Origin of the sequence: Sphingopyxis sp. (assembly GCF_025869345.1) — a bacterium.
Classification (GTDB): Bacteria; Pseudomonadota; Alphaproteobacteria; order Sphingomonadales; family Sphingomonadaceae; genus Sphingopyxis.
Genome location: NZ_JAOZVW010000063.1, coordinates 1 through 12104, shown reverse-complemented (window position 1 = coordinate 12104; position 12104 = coordinate 1). Strand labels below are relative to the sequence as shown.

Genomic DNA, 12104 nt, shown 5'->3' with positions numbered 1-12104 from the left:
TGCTCAGCACGTCACGCGGCCCACACTTCCGACCGGGCAGGGTTGGGCGAATTTTCGGGATCGCGCTCGACCCATTCGATCAGCAGGTCGAGCACGCGGCGGAGCGCGGCGTCCTGTTCGACGAGACGCGCCTCGAGGCTGGCGATCTGCGCCTTGAGCGCGTCGATTTGCGCGTCGTCGACCGGCGGCACCGGAACAGCCGACGCGGCTTCGGCAGGCTCGGCAACGGACTCGACCGGCGCCGCGAAAGGAGGACGATCATCCGCGGCTTCGGCGGGCGCCGGCCAGTCGAGCGGCGCGGTCGCGGCGGCCGCGTGGGCGACGACCTCCTCGACCGGCAGCGGCGCGAGGCTCGCCTCGTCGATGCCGCGGTCGGCCTCGACCTCGGCGATGACGTTGCGGACGTGCTGCGCCGAGATACGGTGCAGTTCCTCGACCGCGCCGAACAGCAGCAGGCGGCTGACCAGCACGTTGAGCTTGCGCGGCACGCCGTCGCTATAATCGAAGATCAGCTCGAACGCTTCGGGCGCGAAGCTGGGGTTGCCCGTCCAGCCGACTTTCTTGAGGCGGTGGAGGATATAGGGTTCGACCTCCTCGGGCTCCATCGGGTCGAGGTGGTGCGTCGCGATCACGCGCTGGCGAAGTTGTTCGAGCGCGGGTGTGTGGAAGAGCGTCTGGCGAAACTCGGGCTGGCCGAGCAGGAATATCTGCAGGAGCGAATGGTCGCCGAGCTGGAAGTTCGACAGCATCCGGAGTTCTTCGAGCGCCGAGATGGCGAGATTCTGCCCCTCGTCGACGATCAGCAGCGTGCGGCGGCCGGCGCGCGCCTGTTCGCGCAGATATTGTTCGATCGCGCGCAGCAGTTCGGCCTTGCTCTGCCCTTCCCATTCGATCGCGAACTGTTCGGCGACGAGGCGGAGCAGGTCGTCGCCCTCGACCTGCGTCGACACCAGCTTGACCGCGGTCAGGCGATTGGGGTCGATCGTGTTCATCAGATGCCCGACCAGCGTCGTCTTGCCCGCGCCGACGTCGCCGGTGATGACGATGAAACCCTCGCCCTGCGCAAGGCCGTAGCCGAGGTAGGACATCGCCTTGCGGTGGGTGCCGCTCTCGAAATAGAAAGCCGGGTCGGGCGTCAGCTGGAACGGACGACCGGTGAAACCATAATATTGATCGTACATCGAAATTCCCCGATCAGAAGTTGTAGCGCAGGCCCACCAGGGCTGAACCGATAAGCTCGCTGTTAAAGCCGTCCTGGTCGAAGGCATTGATCGACGCAGCGGCGGTCCCGGTCAGCCCGCGCCAGAAGCGCTGCGAATAGGAGGCCGTAAGTCCCGCCGACTGAACGTCGCTCGCTCCGGGGGCGCCATTGTCGAAATAGCTGAGATAGCCGGTGATGCTGATGTCGGCAGCGGCGCCCAGCGGACGCCCCGCACTCAGGAACAGATAATAGTTTTCGTCGGTCACGCCGTCGAGATTGGCAAGAACCGAGCCGCGCGGCACGAGCAGGCGGCGGCGATCATAGCCAAGCCCGACGCCATAGGCCCAACGTCCGTAGCGCGATGACAGCACGGCCTGAACGCCGCTATTGCGATATTGGAACGCCCCGGCATTGCCGATCTGGCCGTTGAGACAGCCGCCCGTTCCCTGTCCGAAGACACAGGTATCGACATCGCCGCTGATCGGATTGCGCGTCGGGTCGAATTGCGTCGGCAGCGCCGACAGCCCGCCCGACATGCCGCGGCCGAGGCTCGACAGCCCGTCATAGACGCCGACCTGCAACAGCGTGGCATGGTCGGGGCGATAGGTCAGGCTGCCCGTATAGATGGTGTCGCCATAGCGGCGGCCGACCTTCGCGGTCAGCGAGGTGCGGCGGCTCGGCTGCCACATCACCCCGGCGTCCCAGATCAGCCCGTCGGTGTCGAAGGAAAGCTGGCGCGGCGCCGATTTGTCGGTGACGAAGCGGCCCGATGCATCGCGCACCGGCGCGCCGTTCTGATCGAGAACCGGGCTGCGCTGGCCGATTTCGATATCTTCATAGCCGACGCCGCCGAGCAGCGCGACGGTCGGACCGATCGGCACGGTGACGTCGGCGCGGGCATATTTGCCCTCGAATCGCTGGTCGAGCTGGCTCGCATCCTCGCGCTCATAGCCGCCCGACACCTGCCAGCCGAAGGGCAGATCGCCGGGACGCTGGCCGATGCTCGCCCAGGCGACATGGTTGGTCGAGCTGTCGAAGACGTCCTGCGCCGCAGCGCCGGGCCCGAGCAGCGGCGCCGAGCCGACGTCGATCTTCGTATAGCCGAAGCGATAGCCCGCCCCGACGTCGAGCCCGCCGATGCGCTGCGCCAGCGTCGGACCGGCATAGACGGAATAAAGGTCGGCGGCGTTGCTCGCGCGGCCGATGAACAGCCCGTCGGCGCCCCGCCCGTCGACGCTGGTCCGCGTCGCGAGCGCCCCGGCCTCGAGGTTGAAACCGCGCGATACTTCGAGCCGCCCGCGCGCAAGGCCGCTGATGATGTCGCCGTCGCTCAGCCCGCCCGACTCGCCGAAGCGATGCTCGTAGCGGAGCGTGCCCGCGAGTTCGGCGCGGCGCGTGACGATCGACGCATCGACCCCCGCCGCAACGGTCGTATAGGTCAGCACGTCGCCGCCGTTCTTGAGGTCGGCGGACAGGACCTGCCCGACTTCGAGATAGGGGGTGACGGCAACCTGGCGCTTTTTCTGCTGACGCTCGCCGCGCTTGCCCTGGCGGCCAGTGCCCGAATCCGGCGCCAGCGCGCTGCCCGCGGCAGGCGTGTCCCCGCCGCCCGCGCCCGGATCGCCCGAAAATTGCGCCTGCGCGCCCGTCGCCGTTCCGGCGAGCAGCAGCGCCGCGAACGCCGCCCCGCGGCGCAGCTTGAGACTGGTGCGCATCATGACGCGCCTCCTTGTCCATAATAGGTGCCGAAGCGGCGGCCGCCCGGCGAGAATTTCACGCCGTTGAGCAACAACTGGATATGCGGGCAGGCGCCCATCAGGCCGATCGCGTCGCGCAGCGCGGATTCGAGCGTCTGGTCGGCGCGCACCACCATGATGAGCTGGCCGACATGCCCCGCGAGCACCGCCGCGGGCGAGGCAGCGAGCACCGGCGGCGAATCGAGGATGACGATGCGCCCCGGCGCCCCCGCCTCGAGCTGCGCGAGCAGCGTCTCGGTGCGCGCGGAGGCGAGCAGTTCGGTGTCGTGCATATGCTGCGCGCCCGCGGGCATGACCTTGAGCCCCGGAATGTCGGTCTGGATCAGGCAGTCGCCCAGGGCCAGATGCGGGTCGGCGAGCGCGTCCATCAGGCCCGGACCATTCTCGAGCCCCTCCTTCAGCCCCAGCGTTTCCAGCACGCTCGGCTTCGCGATGTCGGCGTCGATCAGCAGCACGTCGTGATCGGCCTCGACCGCGAGGCTGAGCGCGAGGTTGACCGCGGTGAAGGTCTTGCCCTCGCCCGGATTGGCCGAGGCGATCAGCACGCGGTGGCCGCGCGGCACGACCGGGCGGTTCGCGGTGCCCGCGAAATTGCGGATGATCTCGCGCTTCACGATGCGATATTCCTCGGCGATGCCGGTCACCGGCGCGCCGGGGACGACCATGCCGCGCTCCGCGAGACGCTCGCGGTCGATCGTGCCCTGACGGTTCGGCACGATCGCGGGCGCGGCCCTGGCGATCTCCTTGCGCGGCGACGGCTTCGCAGGCGCGGGCTCGACCGCGGGCGCGGCCTCGACCACCGGCGCCTCGGGCGGCAGCACGTCGGCAGGCGCTTCCTTCGCCTTGGCCTTCTTCGCCTTTTTCTCGGGCTCGGGCGGCAGCTTGGAGACGTCGATCGTCGCCGCATTCTTCGCGGGGTCGAGACCGAACATGTCGGCGGCGCGTTCGAGCAGCGAAGGGGGGCGCTTGACGGGGCGTTGATCGTTCATGTCGTCTTCCCCGCTCACGCGACCATGCCGCGTTGGACAAATTCGGCGATCAGCAACAGCGCATAGAGGCCGACGAGCGCCGCCGCGCCGCCGCCGAGCCAGACGAGCCGCTTGCGCCGCTCGACATGGCGGTCGGGCGTCACCACCTCGGTGATCGATCCGATCACCGGCAGCCCGCTCGCGCGTTCGAGCTTCGCCGCGGTCGCATAACTGGCGCGCACCTGCGACAGGGCAAAGGCCGCGCCGATACCGCCGCCGACCCCCGCGAGGAGGACGAGCGTCAGGAACAGCGGCCGGTTCGGCGCCGCCGGGCTCGTCGGCTTCGTCGGCGGGTCGAGCAGTTCGACCTTGATCGCGTCGGTTTCGGTCTGCACCTCACCGCGCAGCCGCACCTGCTCGCGCTGCGCGAGCAGCTTGTCATATTGCGCCTTCAGCGCGGTATATTCGCCGTTGATCCGGTCATATTCGGCCGCGATGCCGGGGTTCTGGATCTGCTGCGAAGTGATCTTCGCAATATCGCCCATCAGCTGCGTCTTGCGCGCCGACAGCGCGCTGACCGTCGCCTGGCGATCGGCACGCATCGCGGCGAGCGAGGCATAGGCGGGGTTCTGCATCCCGCCGCCACCGCCGCCGCTACCTTCGCGGTCGGCCATCGCCTTCAGCGAGGCGATCTGGCTCTTGAGCGCGATCACGTCGGGGTGCGCGTCGGTCAGGCCGCGCGCGCGCATCGACGCAAGTTCGTTCTGCGCCCCGGCAAGCTGCTGACGCGCGACGCCGCCGCCGACACCGCCGACGCCCGGCACCGTGGCGGGGGTCGCCGAAAGCTGTCCATTCGCCGCCGCGAGCTGCGCCTGCGCCGAGACGAGCTGCGAATCGATCTGGCTGAGTTCGGCGCGCGCGGCATCGACACGCTGCGCGGGCGAGCCGCTGCCGCCGGGAATCAGCCCGATATTCTGCGCCTCGAACGCGCCGCGGCGCGCCTCGACCTCGCGCAGCCCCTTTTCGCGATCGGCAATCTGCGCATCGAGGAATTTCAGCCCCTCGCGCGCGTCCATACGCCCGCCGCGAAGCTGATCGTCGCGGAACACGGTGATCAGGCTGTCGAGCACGCCCGACGCCAGCTTCGCATTGTCGGCGTCGGACAGGCTGCCGACCCCGACCGACGAAGTGATCTCGAAGATATTCTGCTGCTGCGGGACGACCTTGATATTCTTTTGCAGCATCGCGACGGCGCCCGCCTTGTCGCGCTCGCCGGCGTCGGCACCGATCAGACCCGTCGTCAACGCGACCTTTTCAAGGTTGCGCGCGCTGGTCAGCGTTTCGCGAATCTGGTCGATCTGCCGGGCGCCCGAATAGGGGCTGCCGCCGGCATCGTCGGGCAGGATCTGGTTGACCTCGACGAGCAGCCGCGCGCGGCTGTCATAGCGGTTCGGGATCGACGCGACCGCCAGCCAGCCGAGGATGCAGATGCCCCATGCGACGCCCAGCACCAGCCAGCGCCGCGTCCAGACGCTGTGCACCATCACCCGGATTTCGTCGTAAAGGCCGTTCATCGTCTGGTTTCAATCCTTGGCAATCGGCATCGTGCGGAGTTCTGGCTCCGCGTCAGAACATGCTTTCGGGGATGATGATGACGTCGCCCGGCTGCAACCGGACATTCGCCTTGATGTCGCCGCGTTTGATCAGGTCGTTGAGGCGCAGCGCATATTCGTGCTGCTTGCCCGTGCCCTTGTCGAACCGGACGAGCCGCGCCTTGTTGCCCGCGGCATATTCGCCGAGGCCGCCGACCGCGATCATCGCGTCGAGCACGGTCATGTTGGCGCGGAATGGGATCGACGCGGGCTTTTCGGTCGCGCCGACGATGCGCACCTGCTGCGAGAAAGTGCTGTTGAAGCTGGTGACGATCACGCTGACGATCGGGTCGGTGATATACTGGCTGAGCTGGAGCTTGATGTCCTGCTGCAGCATCGTCGGCGTCTTGCCGACCGCGGGCATGTCGGTGATCAGCGGCGTGGTGATGCGGCCGTCGGGGCGGACCTGCACCTTGCCGCCCAGTTCGGGATTGCGCCACACGAAGATCTGAAGCTCGTCGAGCGGGCCGATGATATATTCCTCGCCCGGCCCTTCCTGATTCGCGACGAAATTGGCGCTCGGCAGTTGCGGCGCGGCGCCGCCCGCACCCATGCAGCCGGTCAGCGCGGTGGCGGCGATGCCCGAAACAAGCGCCGCCTTGGCGGCGCGAAGCAGGGGGAAGGACATCATATTCAAATCACCTTTCGAGCGGCCGCGGCCCTGCGCAGGCTCCATATGCCGCGACAACAGCCTTTGCGTCAGGGTCAGCCATTGCTCGGAAAGGGTGAACATACCGTTAGTATTGGGATAAGTTCGCACCGCGCTCGTCGAACCTTGTGCCGCCTTGGCACAGAAATTAACCGTGCCGGCGGTTCAGACGAGCATTTCCTGCGCCGGTCCCTGTCCCAGAAAGGCCGCTGGACTCGCGGTCGCTCCATAAGCCCCCGCCTGAAAAATCGCAACAAGATCACCGACATCGGCGCGCGGCAGCGCCACCTGATCGCCGAGCCGGTCGAGCGGGGTGCAGAGGCAGCCGACCACCGACACCGTCTCCGCGGGCGCTTCGCCAAAGCGGCTTGCCACCGCAATCGGATAGTTGCGCCGGATCACGGTGCCGAAATTGCCGCTCGCGGCGAGTTGGTGGTGTAGCCCGCCGTCGGTGACGAGGAAGGTCTCGCCATGGCTGGTCTTGCGATCGACGATACGGGTCAGATAGACCCCGGCCTCGGCGACGAGCCAGCGCCCGAGTTCCATCGCGAAACCGCTATTCGCCAGAACCGGATCGCGGTCGCCGAGCGTCTCCGCCAGCGCCGCGCCGACCGCCGCGGCATCGACCGCCGTATCGCCGGGAAAATAGGGCACGCCCATCCCGCCGCCCAGATTGACGAGCGGGGGCGGCGCGCCGATGTCGTTCGCCAGCCGCGCCGCGAGCGTCACCGTCTGCGCCTGCGTGTCGGCGATGGCGGTGGCGTCAAGCGCCTGCGATCCCGCGAAAATATGAAAGCCGCGCCAGTCGGCGCCGGCGTCGATCAGGCGGCGCACCAGCGCCGGAACCGCGGCGGCATCGACCCCGAAGGGCTTGGCGCCGCCGCCCATCTTCATCCCCGATCCCTTGAGGTCGAAATCGGGATTGACCCGCACCGCGAGGCGCGGGACGACGCCGAGCCGCTCGGCAATCGAAAGCGCCCGCTCACCTTCGCCCATCGACTCCAGGTTGAGCGTCGCGCCCGCCGTGATCGCCGCTTCGAGTTCGCGGTCGCGCTTGCCCGGCCCCGCGAAACTGATGTGCGCCGCCGCCATCCCGCTCGCCAGCGCCGCCTTGAGCTCGCCGCCCGAGGCGACGTCGAACCCGTCGACCAGCCCCGCCATCAAGGCGAGCAGCGGCGCATAGGGGTTCGCCTTCATCGCATAATGAAGCTGGACCTGCTTCGGCATCGCGGCACGCCACTCCGCGACGCGCGCGGTCAGCATCGCGCTGTCATAGACGAACAGCGGCGTATCGCCCGCCGCATCGGCAAGCGCTTCGGCGCGGTCGCCGCCGATCAGCAACATGCCGCTCGCATCGGCGCGAAAGGCGGGCGGGATCGGGCCGTGCGGTTTCATGCCGTCACCTTCCAGTCGGCGGCGATCGCCACCCGGTCGAGCTTGCCGTTGGGATTGCGCGGCAAGGCGTCGCGCCATTCGACAGCTTGCGGCTGCATGAAATTGGGGAGAGTCTGGCGAAGATACGCCGCCAGCCCCGCCTCGTCGCGCGCCCCCTTCCCCCGCACGATCAGCACGATCGCGGCGCCGAGGCGCGCGTCGGGGACGCCGAAGGCGACCGCTTCGTAGATCAGGCCCGACGCGACGGCGGCATCCTCGACCTCGGTCGGGCTGACGCGGTTGCCCGCGGTCTTGATCATCGCGTCGTCGCGGCCGACGAACGTCAGAAGACCCTCGGCATCGCGCCGCACCGTGTCGCCCGACCAGACCGCAGTCCCGCCATAGCGCGACGCCGCCGGGGCGGGTTTGAAGCGTTCGGCGGTGCGCTCGGCATCGCGCCAATAGCCTTTGGCGACAAGCGGCCCGCAATGAACAAGCTCGCCGGGCTCGTCATCGTCAGCGATGCTGCCGTCGGGGCGGCAGACGAGGATTTCGGCGTGCGGGATCGCGCGCCCCATCGAGGTCGGATGCGTCGCCACCAGTGCGGGGTCGAGGTAAGTCGAACGAAAGGCCTCGGTCAGCCCATACATCGGATAAATGGCGGCGTTCGGAAAGGTGCCGCGCATCGCGTCGATCAGCGAGGGGGTCAGCGCGCCGCCGCTGTTGGTCAGCCGTTCGAGCAGCGCCGCCGTCTCGGCCGGCCAGTCGCTTTCGACCAGTTGCACCCAGAGGGGCGGCACCCCCGCCAGCGTCGTGATCCGGTGCCGCGCGACCGCCTTCACCACGTCGCGCGCGGTCAGATAATCGAGCGGCGCGACCGCCGCGCCCGCGTGCCACGCGGACAAAAGCTGGTTCTGCCCATAATCGAAGCTGAGCGGCAGCACGCCGAGCACGCGGTCATGGGACGAAAGTTTCAGATAGGAGGCGACGCTTTCGGCGCCGAGCCACAGGTTCGCATGGCTGAGCATCACCCCCTTGGGGCGCCCGGTCGAGCCGCTGGTATAGAGGATGGCGGCGAGGTCGTCGGGCTCGGCGACCGAAAGCGGCAGGCCGTCGCCGCCCGAATCGATTACCTCTTCAGCGACCTTGAGATCGCGCACCGCGCAAGCGTCGGGGCGGCCATCGCCGAGCATGTCGGCGCGCGAGCCGTTGGTGACGAGCAGCACCGCGCCGCTGTCGGCCAATATATGCGCGACCTGCGGTCCTTTCAGCAGCGGGTTGACGGGCACATGGATCAGCCCCCCGCGCGCCGCGGCGAGCGGCATCAGGCAGGTTGCGCGACTCTTCGCGCCCCAGCTCGCGACGCGCTCGCCGGGGCCGCCCGCCTGATCGAGCAGCCACGCCGCGAGCCGTCCGACCCCGGCATCGAGATCGGCATAGCTCGTCACCCGGTCGCCGGTCAGCAGCGCAGGCGCGTCGGCGGCGCCAAAACGGACGAGATGGTCGATCGGACGCGACGGCGGATTTTGTATCATGGTCATCGGCTGTTAGGAGCTAGGTGATAGAGCGCTGGGTCATGCAAGGGAACGGTGAAGATCACGCTAATAATGTCCTGCTGCCCGCCACAGCGCGCGCGGCGGGCTTTGCCTCGCCCTTCGACCGCGCCGAGTGGTTCGACCTGCTCGCGGCGCATGGCTTCGCGGGCCAAGGCCGCGACGACGCGCGCGGCGACTGCGGGGCGGTCAACGCATGGCTGCCGCTGCGCCTTGAAAAGCCGGGTCATTTTTCGGGGCTGACCTGCTGGTACAGCTTCGGTATCCGGCCGCTCTACGTCGGCCCGGCGCATCCCGGCGAACGCGGCGGGGCGCTCAGCGACCTGTTCGCGCGGCTGAAGCGCCGCGCCGCGCGCCTGACGCTCTATCCGGTGCCCGAGATGGACGACCTGCCCGGCGACCTCGCCATTGCGCTCCGCAAGGCGGGCTGGTGGGTCCGGGCGACGCCCGCGGGCGACCGCCACTGGCTCGACCTTGCAGGGACGGACCATGATGCTTGGTGGGAGAGCCGCCCCGGCGCGCTCCGCAGCACGGTCAAGCGCAAGGCAAAGAAGGGCGTCGTCGACATTGCGCTTTTCACCCGCTTCGACGCCGACGCCTGGGCCGCCTATGAAGCCATTTACGCCGCGAGCTGGAAGCCCGAAGAGGGCGATCCCGCGCTGCTTCGCGCCTTTGCCGAGGGCGAATCGGCACGCGGCACCTTGCGCATGGGGCTCGCCCGCATCGAGGGGCGGCCCGTCGCGGCGCAGTATTGGACCGTCGAGGACGGCACCGCCTTCATCCACAAGCTCGCGCATGTCGAGGATAGTCTGAAGGCGTCGCCCGGCACCCTGCTGTCGGCGGCGCTGTTCCGCCATGTCATCGAGGTCGACGAAGTGGCGCGGGTCGATTTCGGCACCGGCAACGACGCCTACAAGCGCGACTGGATGAACCGCCACGACCCGCTGTGGCGCATCGAGGCTTTCAATCCGGCGCGCATCGCGGCATGGGGACCGGCGTGCAAAGCCTTTGCGCGTTCGCTCATCAGGAAAGACACATGACCGATACCGTCGACGCCACCCTCCGCGCCCTGCTCGCCGACGTGCTCGGCCTCGGCGAGGAACGCGCCGCCGCGCTGACCGGCGACAGCGGCCTGTTCGGCGAGCTACCCGAATTCGATTCGATGGCGGTCGCAACCGTCCTCACCGAAATGGAGGACCGGCTCGGCATCACCATCGACGACGACGAGATCGATGGCGAAATTTTCGAAACCTACGGTCATCTGCTGGCTTTCTCGCAGCGCAAGGTGGCCGGTTGACAATCAGCGCCAGCCCATCTGCCGTGTTCCCCCGCGAAGGCGGAGGTCCATCTCCGGTCGGCGCGATCTCGAACCCGCAGATAATGGGTCCCCGCCTTCGCGGGGACACGCGGTTTACCTGAGCGATGGCCGAACACCAGTTCCGCCTCGCCCCCGCGGGCGCCCACCGCGCCACCGTGCTGCTCGTCCCCCCGCTGTTCGACGAAGCGAACCGGCTGCGCCGCACGCTGGTGCTCGCGATGCGCGCGCTGACGGCGGACGGTTTCGCGGCGGTCCTGCCCGACCTGCCCGGGCAGAATGAAAGCCTCGTCGCGCTCGAAGACGTCGATCTGGAACGGTGGCGGGAGGCGCTCGCCGACATCGCGGCAAGCATCGTCGGTCCCGTCATCATCGCCGCGATCCGCGGCGGCGCGCTGATCGACCATCGCGCCAAGGCCGCTGCCTGGTGGCGCCTCGCGCCGGTGGGCGGCGCGTCGCTGCTCCGCACGATGATGCGCGCGCGCGTCGCCGCCGATCGCGAAGCCGGAATCCTGTCGTCGCTGGACAGCCTGCAAGAGGCGGCCAGAACCGCACCGCTGCTGCTCGCGGGCAATGCCCTGTCGCCCGCCATGATCGCGCAGCTCGGCACCGCCGAGGCGCAGCCGGTCGAGCCGCTGCGCAGCGTCGGTCTCGGCGCCGATGGCATCGCCGGCACCCCGCTCTGGCTGCGCGCCGAGCCCGGTGAGGATGCCGCCATGGCGGCCGCGATCGCCGCCGATATCATCGCATGGAGCCAGACATGCGGCATCATCTGACCTTCACCTGCGAAGGCGATACGCTCGCCGCGAGCCTCGACGAGGCACCGGGCGCGACGGGGTTGCTGATCGTCTCGGGCGGCAACGAGATCCGCAGCGGCGCGCATCGCGGCATGGCGGCGCTCGCGCAGCGCATCGCGGCCGCGGGGCATCCGGTCTTCCGCTTCGACCGCCGCGGGATCGGCGACAGCGAAGGCGCGAACGGCGGCTATACCAGCAGCGGTCCCGACATCGCCGCCGCCATCGCCGCCTTCCGCGCGGCCGCGCCGCATGTCGAGCGTATCATCGCCTTCGGCAATTGCGACGCGGCGAGCGCCCTGCTGCTGCATCAACCGCTGCCGCTGGACGGGCTGATCCTCGCCAATCCGTGGACCTATGAGGAGGAGGAGGCAGAAGCGGACGAACCCGCGCTGCCCCCCGCGGCCGCGATCCGCGCGCGCTATCTGGCGCGGCTGAAAGACCCGAAAAGCCTGCTCCGCTTGCTCAAGGGCGAGATCGATGTCCGCAAATTGCTGCGCGGGCTGTCGGCGCTCGGCAAAGCGAAGCCGCCCGCCGCACCGGACAGCCTGCCCGCGCGCCTCGACCAAGCGATGGCGGCGCTGCCCTGCCCCGCGACGATCCTCCTCGCAACCGGCGACCGCACCGCGCAGGCGTTTGCGGAGGCTTGCCGGCCGGGCGACATAAAGGTCGAACGTCTGGACAGCGGCTCGCACAGCTTCGCCGGTGCGGACGCCGATTGGTTGGCGGCGCGGATATTGGAAAGACTGGGCTGACGGTGTCGGGGTGGGGAAGCGACCATTCCCCATCTTCGTCATTCCCGCGAAAGCGGGAACCCAGAGCATGCGTCGGCTGACCCCAC

General features: G+C 68.7%; 11 protein-coding genes. 4 read left to right on the top strand and 7 right to left on the bottom strand.

Features of this window, described 5'->3' with window-relative positions:
- Window positions 1-11: 11 nt before the first annotated feature.
- From OJI97_RS06830 to OJI97_RS06800, 7 genes are all read right to left on the bottom strand, one after another.
- Window positions 12-1181, bottom strand: a complete 1170-nt coding sequence (locus OJI97_RS06830; RefSeq protein WP_297662308.1) for an XrtA/PEP-CTERM system-associated ATPase — start codon at window positions 1179-1181, stop codon at window positions 12-14.
- A gap of 13 nt (window positions 1182-1194) precedes the next feature.
- Window positions 1195-2919, bottom strand: a complete 1725-nt coding sequence (locus OJI97_RS06825; protein ID WP_297662307.1) for a hypothetical protein — start codon at window positions 2917-2919, stop codon at window positions 1195-1197.
- Window positions 2916-3947: an AAA family ATPase gene (locus tag OJI97_RS06820; protein ID WP_297662306.1), complete on the bottom strand. Its 1032-nt coding sequence runs from the start codon at window positions 3945-3947 to the stop codon at window positions 2916-2918. Before OJI97_RS06820 ends, OJI97_RS06825 begins: the two co-directional genes overlap by 4 nt.
- Before the next feature lie 14 nt (window positions 3948-3961).
- On the bottom strand, window positions 3962-5500 hold the full coding sequence (locus OJI97_RS06815) for an XrtA system polysaccharide chain length determinant (protein ID WP_297662305.1): 1539 nt from the start codon (window positions 5498-5500) through the stop codon (window positions 3962-3964).
- Between the two features lie 52 nt (window positions 5501-5552).
- Window positions 5553-6209, bottom strand: a complete 657-nt coding sequence (locus OJI97_RS06810; protein ID WP_297662304.1) for an XrtA/PEP-CTERM system exopolysaccharide export protein — start codon at window positions 6207-6209, stop codon at window positions 5553-5555.
- 183 nt (window positions 6210-6392) lie between these two features.
- The gene (locus tag OJI97_RS06805) at window positions 6393-7622 is read right to left on the bottom strand and encodes a pyridoxal-dependent decarboxylase, exosortase A system-associated (RefSeq protein WP_297662303.1); all 1230 of its coding nucleotides are present in this window, start codon (window positions 7620-7622) and stop codon (window positions 6393-6395) included.
- Complete coding sequence (locus OJI97_RS06800; protein WP_297662302.1) at window positions 7619-9142, bottom strand: acyl-CoA ligase (AMP-forming), exosortase A system-associated; 1524 nt, start codon at window positions 9140-9142, stop codon at window positions 7619-7621. Before OJI97_RS06800 ends, OJI97_RS06805 begins: the two co-directional genes overlap by 4 nt.
- 35 nt (window positions 9143-9177) lie before the next feature.
- Between OJI97_RS06800 and OJI97_RS06795 the strand changes: the two genes are divergently transcribed.
- The 4 genes from OJI97_RS06795 (at window position 9178) to OJI97_RS06780 (ending at window position 12018) form a co-directional block, all read left to right on the top strand.
- Window positions 9178-10194, top strand: coding sequence for a GNAT family N-acetyltransferase (locus tag OJI97_RS06795; protein ID WP_297662301.1), 1017 nt, complete (start codon window positions 9178-9180; stop codon window positions 10192-10194).
- Window positions 10191-10451: an acyl carrier protein gene (locus OJI97_RS06790; protein ID WP_297662300.1), complete on the top strand. Its 261-nt coding sequence runs from the start codon at window positions 10191-10193 to the stop codon at window positions 10449-10451. Before OJI97_RS06795 ends, OJI97_RS06790 begins: the two co-directional genes overlap by 4 nt.
- A 125-nt stretch (window positions 10452-10576) precedes the next feature.
- A complete protein-coding gene (locus OJI97_RS06785) occupies window positions 10577-11245 on the top strand; it encodes a hypothetical protein (protein WP_297662299.1) in 669 nt (222 codons plus the stop codon).
- Window positions 11230-12018: a hydrolase 1, exosortase A system-associated gene (locus OJI97_RS06780; RefSeq protein ID WP_297662298.1), complete on the top strand. Its 789-nt coding sequence runs from the start codon at window positions 11230-11232 to the stop codon at window positions 12016-12018. The genes OJI97_RS06785 and OJI97_RS06780 overlap by 16 nt, the downstream gene beginning before the upstream one ends.
- The last annotated feature ends 86 nt before the right edge of the window (window positions 12019-12104 follow it).

Bases quoted from the DNA above. Each gene is read 5' to 3' on its own strand.
- OJI97_RS06830 (WP_297662308.1), bottom strand. From the start codon at position 1,181: ATGTACGATCAATATTATGGTTTCACCGGTCGTCCGTTCCAGCTGACG.
- OJI97_RS06825 (WP_297662307.1), bottom strand. From the start codon at position 2,919: ATGATGCGCACCAGTCTCAAGCTGCGCCGCGGGGCGGCGTTCGCGGCG.
- OJI97_RS06820 (WP_297662306.1), bottom strand. From the start codon at position 3,947: ATGAACGATCAACGCCCCGTCAAGCGCCCCCCTTCGCTGCTCGAACGC.
- OJI97_RS06815 (WP_297662305.1), bottom strand. From the start codon at position 5,500: ATGAACGGCCTTTACGACGAAATCCGGGTGATGGTGCACAGCGTCTGG.
- OJI97_RS06810 (WP_297662304.1), bottom strand. From the start codon at position 6,209: ATGATGTCCTTCCCCCTGCTTCGCGCCGCCAAGGCGGCGCTTGTTTCG.
- OJI97_RS06805 (WP_297662303.1), bottom strand. From the start codon at position 7,622: ATGAAACCGCACGGCCCGATCCCGCCCGCCTTTCGCGCCGATGCGAGC.
- OJI97_RS06800 (WP_297662302.1), bottom strand. From the start codon at position 9,142: ATGACCATGATACAAAATCCGCCGTCGCGTCCGATCGACCATCTCGTC.
- OJI97_RS06795 (WP_297662301.1), top strand. From the start codon at position 9,178: ATGCAAGGGAACGGTGAAGATCACGCTAATAATGTCCTGCTGCCCGCC.
- OJI97_RS06790 (WP_297662300.1), top strand. From the start codon at position 10,191: ATGACCGATACCGTCGACGCCACCCTCCGCGCCCTGCTCGCCGACGTG.
- OJI97_RS06785 (WP_297662299.1), top strand. From the start codon at position 10,577: ATGGCCGAACACCAGTTCCGCCTCGCCCCCGCGGGCGCCCACCGCGCC.
- OJI97_RS06780 (WP_297662298.1), top strand. From the start codon at position 11,230: ATGCGGCATCATCTGACCTTCACCTGCGAAGGCGATACGCTCGCCGCG.